This window comes from Frankia sp. BMG5.60, assembly GCF_059428125.1.
The window spans coordinates 3436597-3454365 of the sequence record NZ_CM182091.1 but is presented as its reverse complement, the minus strand read 5'-3'; the positions used below and the strand labels follow the sequence as shown (position 1 = coordinate 3454365).

19 protein-coding genes are annotated in these 17769 nt (G+C 71.1%); 12 read left to right on the top strand and 7 right to left on the bottom strand.

Translation table 11 applies throughout. The features are described 5' to 3' along the window. Window positions 1-51 precede the first annotated feature (51 nt). From AC5R91_RS13840 to AC5R91_RS13830, 3 genes are read right to left on the bottom strand one after another with little or no spacing between them, the layout of a single operon-like run. On the bottom strand, window positions 52-276 hold the full coding sequence (locus tag AC5R91_RS13840) for a hypothetical protein (protein ID WP_495397554.1): 225 nt from the start codon (window positions 274-276) through the stop codon (window positions 52-54). A 54-nt stretch (window positions 277-330) separates the two neighbouring features. Then, on the bottom strand, window positions 331-1281 hold the full coding sequence (locus AC5R91_RS13835) for a hypothetical protein (RefSeq protein ID WP_495397553.1): 951 nt from the start codon (window positions 1279-1281) through the stop codon (window positions 331-333). Beyond that, window positions 1278-1484 carry a helix-turn-helix transcriptional regulator gene (locus AC5R91_RS13830; protein ID WP_044884652.1) on the bottom strand — a complete coding sequence of 69 codons (207 nt, stop codon included), beginning with the start codon at window positions 1482-1484 and terminating at the stop codon, window positions 1278-1280. The genes AC5R91_RS13835 and AC5R91_RS13830 overlap by 4 nt, the downstream gene beginning before the upstream one ends. Window positions 1485-1738: 254 nt before the next feature. Between AC5R91_RS13830 and AC5R91_RS13825 the strand changes: the two genes are divergently transcribed. The 3 genes from AC5R91_RS13825 to AC5R91_RS13815 all read left to right on the top strand — a co-directional run bounded on the left by AC5R91_RS13825 (window position 1739) and on the right by AC5R91_RS13815 (window position 4392). Continuing rightward, window positions 1739-2779, top strand: a complete 1041-nt coding sequence (locus AC5R91_RS13825; RefSeq protein WP_495397552.1) for a hypothetical protein — start codon at window positions 1739-1741, stop codon at window positions 2777-2779. Continuing rightward, window positions 2748-3932: a tyrosine-type recombinase/integrase gene (locus AC5R91_RS13820; protein ID WP_495397551.1), complete on the top strand. Its 1185-nt coding sequence runs from the start codon at window positions 2748-2750 to the stop codon at window positions 3930-3932. Before AC5R91_RS13825 ends, AC5R91_RS13820 begins: the two co-directional genes overlap by 32 nt. A gap of 235 nt (window positions 3933-4167) precedes the next feature. After that, window positions 4168-4392, top strand: coding sequence for a tautomerase family protein (locus AC5R91_RS13815; RefSeq protein ID WP_495397550.1), 225 nt, complete (start codon window positions 4168-4170; stop codon window positions 4390-4392). An 11-nt stretch (window positions 4393-4403) separates the two neighbouring features. On the opposite strand, the gene AC5R91_RS13810 is transcribed toward AC5R91_RS13815, so the two are convergent. Further along, window positions 4404-4577 carry a hypothetical protein gene (locus AC5R91_RS13810; RefSeq protein ID WP_495397549.1) on the bottom strand — a complete coding sequence of 58 codons (174 nt, stop codon included), beginning with the start codon at window positions 4575-4577 and terminating at the stop codon, window positions 4404-4406. A 43-nt stretch (window positions 4578-4620) separates the two neighbouring features. Here AC5R91_RS13810 and AC5R91_RS13805 point away from each other — a divergent pair, with 43 nt between their 5' ends. The 4 genes from AC5R91_RS13805 to AC5R91_RS13790 all read left to right on the top strand — a co-directional run bounded on the left by AC5R91_RS13805 (window position 4621) and on the right by AC5R91_RS13790 (window position 8387). Then, window positions 4621-4833: a hypothetical protein gene (locus AC5R91_RS13805; RefSeq protein ID WP_495397548.1), complete on the top strand. Its 213-nt coding sequence runs from the start codon at window positions 4621-4623 to the stop codon at window positions 4831-4833. A 386-nt stretch (window positions 4834-5219) separates the two neighbouring features. Next, the gene (locus AC5R91_RS13800; protein WP_495397547.1) at window positions 5220-6446 is read left to right on the top strand and encodes an RCC1 domain-containing protein; all 1227 of its coding nucleotides are present in this window, start codon (window positions 5220-5222) and stop codon (window positions 6444-6446) included. A gap of 393 nt (window positions 6447-6839) precedes the next feature. Beyond that, window positions 6840-7115, top strand: a complete 276-nt coding sequence (locus tag AC5R91_RS13795) for a hypothetical protein (protein WP_495397546.1) — start codon at window positions 6840-6842, stop codon at window positions 7113-7115. Between the two features lie 282 nt (window positions 7116-7397). Next, on the top strand, window positions 7398-8387 hold the full coding sequence (locus AC5R91_RS13790; protein ID WP_495397545.1) for a terpene synthase family protein: 990 nt from the start codon (window positions 7398-7400) through the stop codon (window positions 8385-8387). 25 nt (window positions 8388-8412) lie between these two features. Here AC5R91_RS13790 and AC5R91_RS13785 read toward each other — a convergent pair whose 3' ends face one another. Beyond that, complete coding sequence (locus AC5R91_RS13785) at window positions 8413-9840, bottom strand: WD40 repeat domain-containing protein (protein ID WP_495397544.1); 1428 nt, start codon at window positions 9838-9840, stop codon at window positions 8413-8415. Window positions 9841-10319: 479 nt separating this feature from the next. Between AC5R91_RS13785 and AC5R91_RS13780 the strand changes: the two genes are divergently transcribed. From AC5R91_RS13780 to AC5R91_RS13765, 4 genes are all read left to right on the top strand, one after another. Beyond that, on the top strand, window positions 10320-11318 hold the full coding sequence (locus AC5R91_RS13780; protein WP_495397543.1) for a hypothetical protein: 999 nt from the start codon (window positions 10320-10322) through the stop codon (window positions 11316-11318). Between the two features lie 406 nt (window positions 11319-11724). After that, window positions 11725-12387: a response regulator transcription factor gene (locus AC5R91_RS13775; protein WP_011602538.1), complete on the top strand. Its 663-nt coding sequence runs from the start codon at window positions 11725-11727 to the stop codon at window positions 12385-12387. 1 nt (window position 12388) lies between these two features. Beyond that, the gene (locus AC5R91_RS13770) at window positions 12389-13963 is read left to right on the top strand and encodes a sensor histidine kinase (protein ID WP_495397542.1); all 1575 of its coding nucleotides are present in this window, start codon (window positions 12389-12391) and stop codon (window positions 13961-13963) included. Then, on the top strand, window positions 13960-14895 hold the full coding sequence (locus tag AC5R91_RS13765; RefSeq protein WP_495397541.1) for a TAXI family TRAP transporter solute-binding subunit: 936 nt from the start codon (window positions 13960-13962) through the stop codon (window positions 14893-14895). The genes AC5R91_RS13770 and AC5R91_RS13765 overlap by 4 nt, the downstream gene beginning before the upstream one ends. 36 nt (window positions 14896-14931) lie before the next feature. Here AC5R91_RS13765 and AC5R91_RS13760 read toward each other — a convergent pair whose 3' ends face one another. Further along, window positions 14932-15741: an ABC transporter permease gene (locus AC5R91_RS13760; RefSeq protein ID WP_495397540.1), complete on the bottom strand. Its 810-nt coding sequence runs from the start codon at window positions 15739-15741 to the stop codon at window positions 14932-14934. Then, window positions 15734-16747, bottom strand: coding sequence for an ATP-binding cassette domain-containing protein (locus AC5R91_RS13755; protein WP_495397539.1), 1014 nt, complete (start codon window positions 16745-16747; stop codon window positions 15734-15736). The genes AC5R91_RS13760 and AC5R91_RS13755 overlap by 8 nt, the downstream gene beginning before the upstream one ends. 142 nt (window positions 16748-16889) lie before the next feature. On the opposite strand from AC5R91_RS13755, the gene AC5R91_RS13750 reads away from it, so the two are divergent. Continuing rightward, the gene (locus AC5R91_RS13750; protein ID WP_495397538.1) at window positions 16890-17756 is read left to right on the top strand and encodes a TetR/AcrR family transcriptional regulator; all 867 of its coding nucleotides are present in this window, start codon (window positions 16890-16892) and stop codon (window positions 17754-17756) included. The last annotated feature ends 13 nt before the right edge of the window (window positions 17757-17769 follow it).

Sequence of the window (17769 nt, the reverse complement as noted above, 5' to 3'; positions counted from 1 at the left end):
GTGGGCGGAGCCGGCGCTGGGGAGCGTCGGCTTTGTCATTTCCAGGGCTGGTCAGGCCGCCTCTGCGGCAAGAGCCTCGGGGGCGGTGGTGCGGCGACGGCCCTTGCCGGCTTGGCCGCCGAGGCGGCCCACGGTCGCCATCCACTTCGTGCGGCAGCGGGCGGCCAGCAGCATCCGCAGATCGCCGGGCAGTTCCCCGGACGGGTCGAGGGCGTCCGACCAGTAGCGCAGGGTCCCCGGGCCGCGTACCTGGCCGGTGGTGGTGATCTCGGGCATAGGCCCACCGTGCGCCCGTCTGCTGACGTATGAACGCTGCTCAGCGTTCGGCCGTCACCGACTTTCGGCGCGCAGCGCGCGGAGGTCGTCGCCGATCATCCGGCGGGTCTTCTGCCCGAGCTCACCCGGGCCGTATGCCGCCCGCGGCCGCACCAGCAGCCCGAGATCTGCCCGTGCGGCTTCGAGGGCGGCGGCCTGCGGGGACAGCTCGGCCGCGCAGAGCCGGAACTCGCCGGCAGTGACCTCGGGCCATCGGGCCAGCACCCGCCGCAGCGCCTCCCGGCGAAGCGCGGTTGTCCGAGGTGTTCTACGCCGGCCGCCGGCCGCATACGGCAGGGCGCGCGGCGGGGGCAGGCCCGCGGCCGCCCGTGCCTGCTCGGCGACCATCCGCCGGAACGCGGGCACCACCTCACGTTCGAGCAGACCACCGACCCCGGGCCGGTAGCGCACACCGAGCCCGTCCGGGCTCACCGAAAAGGGCGCCATCGGTTGGAGGGCCTCAGCGAGGAGCCGCGCAGGCTGCCATGGGTCGACGTCCGCAGCGAGCAGAGCCGCGAGGGTGATTCGATCCCCGGTCCAGGACGGCTCGATCGGCGCGCCGAGGCGGGCGAGCGTCGCGGCCACATCGTCCGCCAGGCAGATCAGCCCCGCGAGCTCGTCGGCCGCGGACCGGCGAGCGTCCATGCCCATCGACCGCCACGGCCACAGGTTGCCGACGAGAGATCCATCCGGGGCGATCAGATCGACGCGATACAGCGGGGCCAACAGGGGCACCGTCAGGGCCGGATGGCCGAGCAAACTCCCTACCGTCGCGAGGTCCAGGAGCGGGCGGGCTTCGCTGATCACGTAGGGCGTCAGCGGGTAGCCCACCCACGAGACTGCGGTGGCGAGGGCGGACTCGACCGGGTGGCGCGGCCGGGCGGCCTCGACCACCCGGGGCACGGCCGGGCGGTCGACCCACCCGCCGGTGGCCACGACGTCGGGGTCAGCGGGGGTCGGGGTCATGCCGACGCCCGGCCGGCGCAGTAGGGCGCACGTTCCCGCTCGGCCCGCTCTTGCTCCGCCAACCATCGGTCGACTTCGCTACGCCGGTACACCACGGTCCCGCCGACTCGGAAGCCGAGCGGACCGAACCCGCGGTGACGCCACTGCCTAAGCGTGCCGACAGGAACCTTGATCAATCGGCTGAGTTCGCTGGTCCGCAGCATCTCGTCGTCGCTCACCGACTTGGCCCTCCAGCCACTCGTACGGGTGACTTCTCACCCGATCCAGGCCAGTCATACACGCGTTCGATCGGTTCTGTCCAACGGGTGGAGCTTTACCCGCGCGACCCTGGTACGTTCGGCCTGTGACTCCCGAAGACCCGGCCGATCCGCCTCGGGCTACGGTCGATTCGCTACGCACTGTGATCGGTGGTGCGGCTGCAAGGATTCGACGAGAGGCTGGTCGCAGGCAGCAGGACGTGTCCGATGCGGCTCGGCTTTGCGGACTCGCTTGGGATCGGTCGAGGATTGCCGCGCTGGAGCGCGGAGCGAAATCAATCAGCATTGAAGAGCTTGTTGTTCTGCCGTTTGTACTTGGTGTGGCCTGCGAGCGCCAAGTCACCGTGTCAGAGCTACTCGACTCGCCGGATCTTGTGGCGTTGACCCCTCAGATCCACGGATCGGCGCGAGATATAGCGGACATCCTTGCCGGGGAGACGCCGGAGGACATCATCGTGCCCCTTCGCGTCGCGGACGCTATTGGGCGCGGTACCTGGGATTTCGACCGAATGGCCGGCCAGCCACCTGTACCGAGTGATCCGGGAGCACATCCCTTCACGGATCTCCCGCTTAGCCCCGAATTGGCGGGCGGGGTCGATGGAGAAACCGATGTCCAAGTAAGAGAGCCGATCCGGAACCTCGCGGCGCGGACGATCTTAGAGGCGATGCCAGTTGCTCGTCGTGCCTTCGAGCTGGGGCTGTGGCCGAGCGGTGGCACTGTCGGCGACGTCACTCGCTGGGCGTGGCTCGGTGGCGAGACCGAGGAACTAGCGGGACGCCGACTCGGTGAACCGCCGGCAATCATCGTGGCGCTATCGCTCGCGTTGTGGGGTCGGACCCTGTCCGCTGAACGGGACCATATCCTGAGTGAAAAGAGTGTCCCGAGTGCGGCGACACGCGATACGGTCCGCTCCGTACGTGGGAGAATCACCCGAAACTTGCTGAATCAGCTTTCTGGCGATATTCGTTTGCGTGAGCTTGCTGGAGAAAACAGGGAAATTGAAAAAGCTACGGGCAGGGGCGCAGCCTTCGTCGCGCTTGTTGCCCGGGATCTCTGGGGTAATTCGTTGGCCAATGAGCGGGACCGGCTTGTGGCTGAAAGTGAACCCGACGCGAGCCCGGACCGGCGGCGCGAGCTACGCGAGCGGGTCACCCGTCAGCTTGTCGACCAGGTGACCGAGGAGATCCGACGACGGGAGACCGGGGGCGATGGCCAGCGTCAAGAAGAGGCCGGACGGTAAGTGGCGTGCGCGCTACTACGACGCGGCCGGCAAGGAGCACTCGCGGCACTTCGCCCGGAAAACCGATGCCTCGCGCTGGGCCGCCGACCAGGAGTCCGCGGTGCAGCGTGGCGTGCACGTCGACCCGCGCGCCGGCCGCGAAACCGTGAAGGCGTTCGCTGAACGCTGGCGAACGGCCCAGGTGCAGCATCGGCCGCGTACTGCCCGCCAGGTCGAGATCGTGATGCGGGTGCACACGTATCCGACGCTTGGCGATCACAGAATGTCGGCGGTCAGCCGCACCGCGGTGCAGGCGCTCGTGACGTCCTGGGCCTCGACGTCGGCGCCCCGGACGGTCGTGATGCGGTTCGCCTTCCTGCGGGCGATGTTCGCCAGCGCGGTAGACGACGGGGTGATCGGCAGGAGCCCGTGTGTCCGGATCAAGCTGCCGGAGATCGTGAAGGAAGCGGTCGTGCCGCTAACCGTCGAGCAGGTGCGGGCGCTGCACGATGCGATCGCTAAGGCGTACCGGCCGGCCATCCTCGTCGGGGCCGGATGCGGCCTGCGGATCAGCGAGGTCCTGGGGCTGACCGAGCCGGCGGTCCGGCATCTCGCGCGTGACCTCGACGTCCGGTGGCAGCTCTCTGAAGCGCCACCGTGGGAGCTGCTGCCGCTGAAGACGAAGAACGGCCCCCGGGAGGTGCCGGCACCGGCGTTCGTGCTCGACGCGCTGTCGACGCTGACTGCGGGGGACATGCTCGGCACCCTGCTCCACCGTGGGGAGACCGCCAAGGGAGAGCCGATCTCCGCGCGGATGGTTCACCTCGCGTTCGCGGGCGCCGTCGAGGCGGTGAACGCGGCGGCCGCCGAGCGGGAGCGGGACCGCAAGGCCAGGCGGACGACGTCGTCGGAGCTTCCGACCGTCCCGGCCGACACGACCTTCCATGATCTCCGCCATCACTATGCGTCGACGCTGATCGATGGCGGGGAGTCTGTGACCGTGGTGGCTGCCCGGCTCGGCAACGACCCGGCGGAGACGCTGCGGACGTACTCCCACCTGTTCCCGGACTCGGCGGACCGGACGCGCCGGATCGTGGACGCGGCGTGGACGTCTGCGGACTTGCAAGATCATGCGGACGGATTGCGGACCGCGAGAGAGCGGCCAGGTCGCTGACCTGGCACAACGCCCGTTGAGCGGTCAACGGCCAGTTCACCGTCGTCATCGACCAGTTCCGCGCGGACAGGCGAGAAGCCCAGCCCTAGCCGGGGTTTCCTGCGTTCCCGGGCTTACGTGGGATCGCGCGACTTCACCACATCCTGACTTTCGTCGGCACGCCTGGGTACACCCTGGTCAGCCCGGCTGCCGGACGGCGGCCGATGCCAGGGGCACAGCGTTGGAGGTAACGGACATGCCGTTCGTCGACGTGAAAGTGATCGAGGGCGTATTCACCCCGCAGCAGAAGCAGGAAATGATCACCAAGTTGACCGAGGTCATGGTCGGCATCGAGGGCGAGGCGGCGCGATCAGTGACCCATGTCGTCGTCGAGGAGGTTCGCAGCGGGGACTGGGGCATCGGAGGACGGTGCATGACCACCGAGGACGTGCAGAAACTCCAGGCCAGCGGGAGTATCTGAGAAGCCGCCGACTACTCGCCGAGGAAATCCGAATATCTTGCAAGTTTGTCGATGAAGGAGTTTCGGCTGTCGGGGGTGAGATTTCCGTCGGCGATGTCGCCCCAGCGGGCGAGTTCCCAGTCGAGGAAGTGGGCGCGCCCGTCGGCCACGATGATGTTCTTGCGGTGGATGTCGGTGTGCGGCAACCGAAAGGCCCGGGGGTGCAGGGTCGGCGGAAAGGCTCGGGAGGTGCTCCCGCGGGACGAGGCCGAGTTGGCCGAACAGTTCGACGACGTCGTCGAGGAGGTGCCCGGGGACGCGGGTGCCGCAGGGCGCGGTGTTGTCGAGGAGCTGGCCGCGGAGGAACTCGACGATCTGGTAGCGGGGTTGGGTGCGGGCGTAGAGCAGGCGGGGCGCGTGGGTGACGGTTCCATCCGGTGGCCCGGTCCCACCTGTGGGTGAAGATGGTGAGCGCCGCGCTGGTCTGACCGGCGATGCGTCGTCCGTTGCCGGCGGCGGCGACGGCGAGCCGCGCCCGACCATGGTGTCGAACGGCGAGCGTGGTGATGGGCCCGGGGTGAGGGCGATGACGGCGGCGGCGTCGCCGAGGCGGACCGCGGCCTCCGCGTCGAGGCATCGCAACGCCTCGGGAAGGTCCCTGCGGGCCCTGCGGGCCCTGCGGGCACCGTCCGGAGGCACGCCAGCGCCCGACGGTCGTATGTCCAGGAGTGTGAGCAACACGCAGCGCAACGAATCTATTGCTCAAAGCCAGGTATAACGGCTTCGGGTGATTACTCTTCGTGGCCAGTGGGTGTCGATGACGGCACCCAAGGTTCTGAGGAGCGGACATGTTTCGTCGAGGACGGCTGGGGATGGGGACGGTGGCGCTGGCCGCCGCGGGCATCGTGGCCCTGCCGGCAGCGGCCACAGCGGCCCCGACATGGGGGACGACCACCGGGCCGCGCCCACTTGTGGCGGGATCCGGCACCGAATGGTCGTGGGGTTACAACGGCCTCGGGCAGCTTGGCGACGGCACGATCACGAACAGCGCGGTGCCCGTCCGGGTCAGCGGCCTGACCGGCCTGACCGACGTGGTCGGCGTCGCCGCGGGCAGGTACGCCGGGTACGCGGTGCGCCGGGACGGCACCGCCTGGTCCTGGGGCTACAACGCCTACGGGCAGTTGGGCAACGGCACCATCACGAGCAGCGCGGTGCCCGTCCGGGTCAGCGGCCTGTCCCGGGTCGTCGCCCTCGCCGGCGGCGCCGCCAACGGGTATGCGCTGCGCCAGGACGGCACCGTCTGGGCCTGGGGTTACAACAACTACGGGCAGCTTGGTAACGGTACGACCACCAACAGCCGGGTGCCGGTCCGGGTCCTCGGCCTGTCCCGGGTCGTCGCCATCGCCAGCGGGGGCCTGACCGCGTACGCGCTGCGCCAGGACGGCACCGTCTGGGCCTGGGGTTACAACGACGAGGGGCAGCTCGGCAACGGCACCACCGTCAACAGCCCGTTCCCCGTTCGGGTCACCGGCCTCGGCGCAGTGAGGGCGATCGCCGGCGGCCAGGAGTCCGGGTACGCGCTGCGCCGGGACGGCACCGTCTGGGCCTGGGGTGCGAACGACGAAGGGCAGCTCGGCAACGGCACCGCCGTGTCCAGCCCGGTACCGGTCGCGATCCGCAACCTCTCCGAGGTGACCGCCATCGCCGCCAGCAGCGAGGGCAACAGCGGGTATGCGCTGCGCCAGGACGGCACCGCCTGGGCCTGGGGCCTCAACAACACCGGGCAGCTTGGCAACGGCACCGACGACACCTCCCTGGTACCCGTCCAGGTCAGCGGCAGCACCGGCCTCGTCGGGGTCACCGCGATCTCCGCGGGCAGCTTCAGCGGGTACGCGCTGCGCCAGGACGGCACCGTGTGGGCCTGGGGTAGCAACTTCTTCGGGCAGCTCGGCAACGGCACCACCACACCCACCTACAGCCTGCGTCCCGTCCAGGTCAGCGGCGTCGCCGGGGCTGACGCCATCGCCGGTGGTGGTTTCAGCGGGTACACGCTCATCAACACCTTGATCAGGTGATCGGGTCGACCCCCAGATCACGGACACGACCGCCCCGGGCTCTGTTCGTGGGAACGGACCGCGGATTGCAGCCACCGCCCCCCAACGGCGGCGCCACAGACCTGATCGATGACGGCCTGGGAAGCTGACCCCACCCGATTCCCGCGGCCCCGGCCCGGCATCCTCGCCGACCGGGGCTGCGGCACGCCCCCCGACCGGGGCGTCGCCAGCGCCGCGGCGGTCACCCCGGCGAGCGGCCCGGCACGGCGCGCACGGTGTGTGCGCCTGCGGGAAGGTGTCCCCACACGTCGGGCGTTGGGCTGGGTGTGCGGCGCGGGGTCGGCCGAGCCGTGACCGCTCGCCGCTGCGCACCCCTGGCTCCGCCGAGACCAAGACCCACTGGGAGTACTCACGATGATCCCTGCCCACGGCTACACCGCCTTCTTCAGGCCCAGCTCCGAGGGTGGTGACAAGAACATCGTGGGCGGGCTGCCCGCCAGCACGCGTGACGGGGAGAAGCTCGTCTGCCAGGTGCCGGTCGTCGCATGGGGCAACAACGGCGAGGCCCTGGTCGCGGACATGGCAGACGGTTGCCTCCGCAGTGTCCGCGGCGCCGAAGGGTTCATCCGCCTCACCCGGGCCACGAGCGAGCCGGTCGGCCGCGGAGGCGGACCCCGGTCGCTCGCCTGATCGCCGATTGCGGTGAGTGGTGATTTCCCGAGCTCGGAGCCGGAGCCGGAGCCGTAGTTGAGTCGCTTTTCACAGTCGCCGGTGCTCGGAAGTTCGGCCGAATGGCTCCTCCGGGCCACCTTGCGGCGCCATAATTCCGGATAGACGGTTCTGGCCCGCCTGCGACCGATGGTGTATGGGCTGGTTTCCGGTGTACTTCGGCTCGCCCTACCTCAACGTCGCCTTCGCCAAGTAGGCACGTCAGCCGGCGGACTCCGCCCCTCCCTGCACCGAGGCCAACTCATGACTGAGCTCTGTCACACCGGCGTGCCCAGACCCGATTTCGGGATCCGCATTCCCGAGCGGCTGCATCCCGCGGCCGACCGCATCGGCGAACACCTCCTGGCCTGGGCCGCCGAGTTCGGCCTGGCCGCCGACGCCGCCGCGCGCGCCCGGTTGGACGCCGCCGGATTCCACCTGGCGGCCGCCCGGATCCTGCCCGATGCCGAGCAGGCCGACGTCGAGCTCTTCGCCCAGTGGGCGGTGTGGCTCTTCCACCTCGATGACGAGCAGGACGAAGGGCCGATGGGCCGCGACGCCGCGATCGTGCGCGAGACCTACGCCTTGATCGCCTCGATCACCTCGACGGCCGAGGGGCAGCCCGCGCCCGCCGGCGCCCCGGCGTCGGTGACGGCCCTGGCCGACCTGTGGCCGCGTACCGCCCGGGGAATGTCCGCGCCGTGGCGCCGCCGCATCCGTCAGCACATTCACGACCACCGCGACGCCTTCCTCACCCAGATTGCCCACCGGCAGCACGGCACGGTGGCGACCCCCGAGGAATACCCGGCGCTGCGCCGGAACGACAACGCCATGTTCATGTACGACCTGGTGGAAGTCGCCTACCGGACGGAAATTCCCCCGGACCTCGCGGCGACGAATAGCTGGACCGAGCTGTGTGCGGCCTCGAGTGACATCATCGCCTGGACCAACGACGTGGTATCCCTGCCGCGGGAGGCCGCTCTCGGCGAGACCACGAATTACGTCATCGTCCTCCGGCGTGCCACGGGCTGCGACGAGCGCACCGCGCTCGAACAGGTGCAGGCGCACATCACCAGACGGCTGCGCGATCTCGACGACGCCGAACGCGCCTTCCTCGTCGACGCGCAGAGCCTGGCGTCGGCGGCGCACTCCGGCCGGCTGCACCCGGACCGCCTGCTCCTGATCGTCCGCACCGTCTGCGACATGCCTGGCGCCCACCTGGCCTGGATGTCCACCTCCGGCCGCCACCGGTAGCGGTCCGCGTCGCGGCGGGCGAGCCTCACAGGCTCCAGGTCCAGATGGTGCCGTCCCAGTGCCCGGAGACGACGATGGCCCTGCCGCGCAGGACACCGACGGCGATGGATTCCGCCCCGGTGGCGGGGCCGGTGAGGCCGTTGCCGTAGCGCTGGCCGGTGGCCACATCCCAGATCAGGATGGCGCCGTCGTCGCTGCCGGAAATGACCACGGTCCGGCCGTTCACCGTGCCGGTCGCCACGGTCTTGACCGCGTTGTTGATCCGGTCGCCGAGGCGCCGGCCGGTGGGCGTGGCCTCGGTGAGATCCCAGGTCCGGACTTCGCCGTCCTCGCTGCCGGAGACGGCGAAGGTCCGGCCGCGTACGGTGCCGATCGCCAGCGCCCCGATCGTCGCCTGATGACCGCCGAGGAGCCGACCGGGCCGCCGGGTGTTCACGTCCCAGAGCCGGATCGTGCCGTCCTCGCTGCCGGTGACGGCGATCGTCGTGCCACGCACCGTGCCGACCGCGACGCTCTTGACCGCGGAGTCGAGTCTCACCCCCAGGACGGTGCCGGTGACTGCGGGGGAGGCCGGATCCCAGAGCCGGACCGTGCGGTCGTCGGCGGCGGAGACGGCCACGGTCCTGCCGTTCACGGCGCCGAGCGCCACGCTGTTGATCCCACCGCCGATCATGGCACCCAGGCGGATGCTCGGGGGCGGACTGGCGGTGAGGTCCCAGACTCGCAGGGTCCCGTCCACACTGGCGGACACGGCGATGGGAGCTTCCAGGGCAACGGAGTAGACCGGCTTGTCATGACCGTCGAGGGGAGCGCCGCGAGCCCTGCCGGTGACCGGGTCCCAGAGCTGCACGGTCCCGTCGGCGCGGCCCACGACCGCGAGGAGCTCGCCCTTCACCATGCCGACCGCGACCGACCAGACCGGGTCGTCCGGAGAGAGCGGAGCACTCAGCAGCCGTCCCACGGCACTGTAGGTGCTCTCGGTGGACGGGGGGCCGACTCCTGTGGGTGTGGGGCTCGAACCGCTCTTCGTGGCCGGCGATCCGGATCCGGAGCTGGTCAACCACATGGGGACAATCGCTCCGGTCCCGGCCACGGCCAGCGCCGCGGACGTCCCCAGAAGCACCCTTCGCCTGGACGGCGGCGTCTTCTCCCGGGCCGGCCGGGAGACCTTCTCCGCTCCCATCCCGTCGTTCGCCGCGTCGTTCGCCGCGTCAGTGACGTTGTTCGCGTCGTCGGTGACGTTGTTCGCGTCGACGTCGGTGACGGTGCCCGGCACGTTGCCGGTTTCGGCCGGGGGCGGTGGCGGCTCGGGATCGGCCGTGCGCGGCGATCGGGTGGTGACGGGACGCCGCGGGTAACGGTCCACCTGATCGCGGAGTTCGAGATACGCCGCGTCCCAGGCGTGGCGGTCGCCGAGGTCCGGTGGTAGCGGAACCTCGTTCTCGTGTGCCACGCGCAGGCAGGTGTCGATGAATGTCTCGAAATTCGCGCGTTCCGGTCGAACTGGACGTTTCTGGCTCGTCATTCCGGCGATAGTGCTGCGTCTGAGTCCGAGTTGCTTCTCGCCGCGGCGGTGCGGCGTGCGCGCGCTCTCGTCCTCCAGCCGCCGTACGGAAAGACCCGCCGCTTCCTGCAGAGTTCGTAACCGGCGAGCGAACTCGACTCGCGGATCGGGCGTGTCCTCCACCGCTCCCCCAGGGCTGTCGAAGGCGAGGTGTCCGGCGTCGTCGGACACCTCGTAGGCGTCAGCGTACGCGTTCTGACCAGCGGTTGGCTGGCACTGCGGAAGATGAAGTGTCCGGACCTCGGCCGGACACTGGCCGGACACCCCGCCGGCCCCGCATCGTTCACTCGGGATTGGATCGGCCACCCCCTGGGAGGACCTTCGTGGACCACAATCAACGTGAATCCTGTCGATCGATGGGAGTAACGGTGCCCGCCGGAGTGCCGGCGCGCAGAACCCGGCTCGCCCGGCCCCTGGCCGCGGGTTTCGTCGCGGTCATCGTCCTGCTGGGCGCTATGATCGCCTTTGTCGCTTCGCCGGCTTCCGCCGCGTCACCCACCGGCCAGTGGGCGGTGACGAGTTATTCGGGGTCGTTTGTTCGTGGGGCGGGGGTGACGAAGTTCTCGCGTCTGGGTGCGGGGCGGTACGAGGTGGGGTTCGACCGCAGCATGCAGAACTGTTCGTTTGTGGCGACGGTGGGTGATCCGGGGGCGGGGTTGGTGTATAACCCGGGTCTGGTCTTCACTGCTCGCGGGCACAGCAGTGCGAGCAGTGTCTATGTCGAGACGAAGAATCTGGGTGGTGGTCTGGCGGACTATCCGGTGCACCTGCAGGCCCAGTGTGATTCCACCGGCCGGTGGGCGGTGACGAGTTATTCGGGGTCGTTTGTTCGTGGGGCGGGGGTGACGAAGTTCTCGCGTCTGGGTGCGGGGCGGTACGAGGTGGGGTTCGACCGCAGCATGCAGAACTGTTCGTTTGTGGCGACGGTGGGTGATCCGGGGGCGGGGTTGGTGTATAACCCGGGTCTGGTCTTCACTGCTCGCGGGCACAGCAGTGCGAGCAGTGTCTATGTCGAGACGAAGAATCTGGGTGGTGGTCTGGCGGACTATCCGGTGCACCTGCAGGCCCAGTGTGATTCCACCGGCCGGTGGGCGGTGACGAGTTATTCGGGGTCGTTTGTTCGTGGGGCGGGGGTGACGAAGTTCTCGCGTCTGGGTGCGGGGCGGTACGAGGTGGGGTTCGACCGCAGCATGCAGAACTGTTCGTTTGTGGCGACGGTGGGTGATCCGGGGGCGGGGTTGGTGTATAACCCGGGTCTGGTCTTCACTGCTCGCGGGCACAGCAGTGCGAGCAGTGTCTATGTCGAGACGAAGAATCTGGGTGGTGGTCTGGCGGACTATCCGGTGCACCTGCAGACCGCCTGCTGACGACGCGATGGTGGGGCGTGCCGGGGGCCGACGGTCCCCGGCACGCCTGCCGTCGCGTCGCACCGGGGCGAACGCCGGTGATCCACCGGCCACGAGGGTGACACCGTCGGCAGGCGGCGGGCGCAACCGATCGCCCTCCGCCGCCGTGATCCAGAAGGGCGGTCGGGAGGCCGTCGCTCGATGCCGGGCGGCGGAGGCCGGTCGGGTCCGGCGTCGGCGGTGAGGAATCACCGAACGACGTGTCGCCGGGGCCGCATCGCCGCCGAACGCGTCGAACCGGCCCGAACGTGCCGCCCAGAAGCCGTTTTCGGGCTACTACCCGGGGGCCTGCCTGCTGGTGTCGTTGCTGATCCACGTATTGATGGAGGAGACCTCACCACTCGGGGCTTGAAGATCGGGGCTGACAATGCGTGTGTTGCTGGTCGAGGACGACCACGGCGTCGGCGGCGCGATCAAGGACGTCCTGGATGCGCGCGGCCACCCGGTCGAGTGGGTCACCCGGGGTGCGGACGCGCTGCTCCGTCATCGCAACGCCGACCTGCTGCTCCTTGACCTCGGGCTGCCGGACATCAGCGGGCTGGAGGTGCTGCGTCGCCTGCGCCGGCTCGCCGCGACCCCGGTGCTCGTCCTGACCGCGATGGGCACCCACGAGCGCGACATCGTGCGGGGGCTGCGCCTCGGCGCCGACGATTACCTGATCAAACCGGTGCGGATGGACGAGCTGCTCGCCCGGATGGAGGCCATCCTGCGCCGCACCGAGCGCGGCGGTGCCACCCCGGTCGGGCGGGTGCAGGTGAACGACATCGCCATCGACCTCGACACCCATCTGGTGACGGTCGCCGGCGAGGAGGTCGTGCTGACGCGGATCGAGTTCGAGATCCTGGCCGTGCTCGCCCGCAAGGCGGGCGCGGCCGTCAGCCGCGAGCAGTTGCTCGACGAGGTGTGGGGCGACGCCTACGTGGCGGTGTCGCGGACGTTCGACGTGCACCTGTCGAAGCTGCGCAAGAAGCTTGGCCGGCCGAGCCCGCTGCACAACATCCGCGGCTTCGGCTACCGGCTGGGCGACTGAGATGCGCCGGCGGCTGCTGATCGTCCTCGTCGTGGCCGGTCTCGGCGCGCTCGCCGCGTTCGCCGTCCCGCTGCTCTACACCACCTCGGCGGAACGCTCCGACCGGTTCGTCAGCCGGCGCACCGCCGACATCAACCGGTTCGCCGAGCTCGCGCTCACCGGCTCCGACCAGCTCGAACCGGAGGTCGACGCGCATGCCGACCTCTATGGCGACGCCGTGGCCGTCGTCGACGCGGCGGGCCATCCGATCGTCTCGCGCGGCGACCTCGGTGACGTCGGAAGCGGCGGGGAGGTCGCGCAGGCGATCGACGCGGCGCTGCGCAACCAGCGCCAGGCCAGCCTGCCCGACATCCGGCCCTGGTCGTCCGGGCGGGTCCTGTTCGCCCGGCCGGTGGGCAACGGCGTCGAGGTGAGCGGCGCGGTGGTGCTGGTGTCGAGCCGGGGCCGCGCCGCGGCGGACGTCGGGCGGGTGTGGGGGCACGTCCTGCTCGGCGTGCTCGCCGTCGCCGCGGTGTTCGCGACGGTGATCCTGCTGATCGTCCGCTGGGTGCTGCGACCCATCACCCAGCTCGAACACGGCCTGCGGGCGGTCGGCAAGGGGGTGGTGGCCGCGCACGTGCCGCCGCAGCAGGGGCCCTCGGAGGTCCGTACGCTGCTTGCCTCGTTCAACCGGATGTCGGACGCGGTCGCCGACTCGGCGCGCCGTCAGCGGGCGCTCATCGACGACACCTCCCACCAGTTGCGCAACCCCCTGATGGCGATGCGGCTGCGGATGGACATGCTGGCCGGCTCGTTGCCGGACGACGCGCGCGACACCTACGCCTCGATGGTCGCCCAGGCCGGGCGGCTGCAGGTCCTGCTCGACGGCATGCGGGCGCTCGCCGTCGCCGACGCGGCCGCCACCGAGCTCGCCGCTCATCCCGCGACCCCGGCGGCCTGCGACGCGAGCGCGACGGTGCTCGAGCGGATCGACTTCTGGCTGCCCGCCGCCGTCGCCCGGGACGTGACGCTGGTCGATCACGTCCCGGCGGAACCCATCCCGCTGCTGTGCGCCGATACGGACCTGGAGCAGATCGTCGACGTGCTGATCGACAACGCCATCAAGTACGCCCCGGGCAGCACGGTGACCGTGACGGTGACCGCCCGCTGGCCGACGGGGCGGGGCCGGGTGACCGTGGCCGACGACGGCGCCGGCGTGCCACCCGGCGAGCTGCCGCGCCTGACCGAACGGTTCCACCGCGGCAACCACGACCTGTCCGGCTCCGGGCTCGGCCTGGCGATCGCCGAGCGGCTGGTGACCAACAACGGCGGGCGGCTAATCCTGGAGACGGTGACGCCGCACGGACTGTCCGTGGCGGCCGAGCTGCCCGTCGGGGAACGGCCCACGTCCCCGCCGGCCGACTCCACGCCCGCGGGCGCGCCGGCGAACGGCGGGCGTGGCTCGGGGTTGCCCGGCCTGTCGCGGTCGGGCGGGACCGACACGATGCCGACGATCTGGCTGCCCAGGTCCCAGCGCCGCCGGGCCCGACGGCGCGACGACCCGGCGAGTGCCACGACGCCCGGAGCCGCCTCGTGACCGCCTCTCGCCGCGCGGTGCTGCTCGGCACCCTGGCGGTCGGGGCCACGGCCGTCACCGTCGCCAGTGCCGGCGGCTGCTCGTCGGACGACCCCACGGTCTCGATCGCGGCCGGGGAGCCCGACGGCTTCTACATCGAGTTCGCGAACCTGCTCCGACCGTTGCTGCACGCCCACGTGGTGCCGACGCTCGGCAGCGTGCAGAACATCCGCAGCGTCTCGGCCGGCACGGCGGACCTCGGGCTCGCCCTCGCCGACGCCCTCGACGCCGCGCAGAAGGGTCTGCCCACCTTCGGCCGCCCGGTGCAGCTCTACGCGCTCGGGCGGGTCTACGAGAACTACATGCAGCTCGTCGTGCGCGCCGACAGTCCGGTGCGCGCCGTGGGGGATCTGGCCGGCCGAGCCGTGTCGCTGGGCGCGAACGGCTCCGGCGCCGCGCTGTTCGGCGAGCGCCTGTTCGCCACGGCGGGGGTGATGCTCGGCCAGGCGCGCCACCTGTCCCTCAAGGACGCCGTGAACGCGTTGGGCGAGGACATGATCGACGCCATGCTGTGGTCGGGCGGTGTCCCGACGGAGGTCCTGGCGCAGGCGGACCGGGAGTGGGGCATCCGGCTGCTGGAGCTCGGCGCCTACGTCCCCGAACTGCGCCGTCGCTACGGCCGCTACTACAACGAGGTCGCCCTGCCGGCCGGCACCTACCGGGCGGCGGGCGCCGTGCACACGGTCGGCGTTCCGAACCTGCTGGTCGCCGGGTCGCACTGCCCCGATCGGGTGGTCCGCAACACCGTCCGGGTGCTGGTCGAGCACGCCGGGCAGCTCGTGCCGAAGCAGGCCCGGGGCACCCAGTACCTCGACGTCGGCAACCTCATCAACACCGAGCCGCTGCCGCTGCACCCGGCCGCCGCCGAGACCTACCGGGCGCTGCGGGGATAGCCCGGCCACCGTCCCAGCAGGCCGCCGCCTCGCTCGTCAGCGGGTCCGGCGGTTGAACAGGGCACTCGAGGCCGCGACCGAGACCGCGATGATGCCCAGGCTCCACGCCACCGCGTGCCAGGCGACGGAGCCGACCGGCCCGCCGGTGAGCGCCGCACGGGTCGTCTCCACCACGGTGTTCACCGGCTGGTCGCGGGCGAAGCCCCGCAGCCAGGACGGCATCGTGTCGACCGGGACGAACGCGCTGCTCGGGTAGGCCAGAAAGCTGACGAGGAAGGTGAACCCGTTCGCCGCCTCCGGCGAACCGGCGACGATCCCGATCGTCGCCGACAGCCAGGACAGCGCCAGCACGAACAGCGCCAGCACGCCCATGGCCACCAGCCAGCCGCCGACACCGGCGGACGGGCGGAAGCCGATGGCGAGGGCCACGGCGACCACCAGCGTGGTGGAGACGAGGTTGCGCACCACGCTCGCCACCACGTGCCCGGAGATCAGCGCGGCGCCGGAGACGTCCATCGACCGGAACCGGTCGATCACGCCGGTGGTCAGGTCGCTGGACACGGTCACGGCGGTGGTCGCCGCCCCGAAGCCGGCGCAGACCAGCAGCACGCCGGGCACGACGTAGTCCACGTAGTCGATGCCGGTCTGCAGCGCCCCGCCGAACAGGTAGACGAACATCAGCATCAGCATGATCGGGAGTGCGAGCGCGGTGATCATGCCGTCGACGCTGCGCACGGACAGCCGCAGGCTGCGGCCGATCATCGTCGCCGCGTCGCCGGCGGCGTCGACGAACGCCGGCCGGGGTGCGGGGCGGAAGGTCGCTTCGGCCAGAGCCAGCTCAGACATGAGCACTCCCCTTCTCGATGGCGGTCGGGTGGAACTCGGTGGGCGACGGGCGGGTCTCGGTGCGTGCCGGACGGGCGGTGAGGGCGAGGAAGACGTCGTCCAGGGTGGTGCCGTGCACGTCGAAGCGGGCGACGCGGTCGCGGCCGGCGTCGATCTCGTCGAGCAGGGCGCGCACGTGGGCCGCCGTGCCGTCGGTGGCGATGCCGAGGGTGCGCCGGGCCGGGTCCGCGGTGACGGCGCGCGAGCCGAGCTGGCGCACGACCGTCGCGAACGCCTCGTGCCCGGCTGCCGCCGTCAGCTCCACGTCGAGGCGGCGCCCGCCGACCTGCTCCTTGAGCTGCGCCGCGGACCCCTCGGCGACCACTCGCCCGCCGTCGACGACCGCGATGCGGTCGGCCAGCCGGTCGGCCTCGTCCAGGTACTGCGTGGTGAGGAAGACGGTGACGCCGACGGTGGCGAGCTCGCCGACGATCTCCCACATCGCGGCCCGGCTGCGCGGGTCCAGGCCGGTCGTCGGCTCGTCCAGGAAGATGATCTCCGGCTCGCCGACGAGGCTCGCCGCGAGGTCCAGCCGGCGGCGCATCCCGCCGGAGTAGGTCTCGACCCGGCGCCGGCCGGCGGCGGTCAGGTCGAACCGTTCCAGCAGGTCCGCGGCGCGTCGGCGGGCCAGGCGGGGCGGCAGGTGCAGCAGCCGGCCCATCATGCGCAGGTTCTGCTCGCCGGTCTGTGCCTCGTCGAGGGCCGCGTACTGGCCGGTCAGGCTGATCCGCCGCCGGACCTCGCGGCGCTGGGTGTCGACGTCGTGGCCGGCGACCCGGACGCGGCCGGCGTCGGCGCGCGTCAGGGTGGCCAGGATCCGCACGGTGGTGGTCTTGCCCGCGCCGTTCGGGCCGAGCAGCGCGAACACGCCGCCGCGGGACACCCGCAGGTCGACGTGGTCGAGCACGGAGGTCGAGCCGTAGGACTTGGCCAGCCCGACGGCCTCGATCGCCAGGTCAGTGGACATCGTGAGGGCTGCTCCTCGCCGTGAAGGTGAACTGCGTATGGCGTACGTTCAATAGCGTAGATGGTACGCAGATCTAGGATGGCGTCAACGGCGGTGCGGCGAAGGGCGGCTGTCGGATCCCTGACGCAGCGCGGAGGTGACGATGGCCAGCAGCCCCGAAACGGGCAGCGGCCCGGCCGGCGCTTCCCCGCCCCCCGCCAGCGCGCCCCCGCCCCCCGCCGGCGCGCCCGCAGCCTCGGCCGGCGCAGCCTCCGCCGCGGGCGGCGGGCCAGCGGCGGCCGGCGCCTTCCCCCTTCCACCGGCCGTCGAGATGCTCTGGGGGATCCGGGAGCGGCCGAGTCGAGGTCCCCGCCGCGGGCTCAGCCTGGAGCGCATCGTGTCCGCCGCGGTCGATGTCGCGCAGGCCGACGGCATCGGCGCTCTGTCGATGAGCCGGGTCGCCGCCGAGCTCGGCGCCGCGACCATGTCGCTCTACCGCTACGTCGCCGCCAAGGACGAGCTGCTGCTGCTGATGGTGGATGCCGCGATGGGCAGGCCGCCCGGCCCCCGCGAGCCCGACGACGGCTGGCGGGCGGGCCTGAGCCGCTGGGCCCAGGGCGCGCGGGCGGCGTACCACCGTCATCCCTGGGCCCTGCGCGTCCCGATCAGCACCCCGCCGCTCGGCCCGAACATGGTCGCCTGGATGGACGACGGCCTGCGCTGCCTGGCGCACACTCCCCTGACGGAGCAGCAGAAACTGTCCTCGGTGCTGCTACTGAGCGGATTCGTCCGCAACGAGGCGACGCTGTCCGCCGACCTCCAGGCGGCGTCCGGCGGGGAGAAGATGATGCCGGGCTACGGCGCGCTGCTCTCGCGGCTCATCGATCCGGCGCGGTTCCCCTCGTTGCAGCGCGCGATCGATTCCGGCTCGCTCGACGATGACGACGACATGGACGGCGAGTTCGACTTCGGGCTCGCCCGCCTGCTCGACGGCATCGCCGTGCTCGTCGACCGCCTCGCCGCGACCTGACAGCACGCGGCAG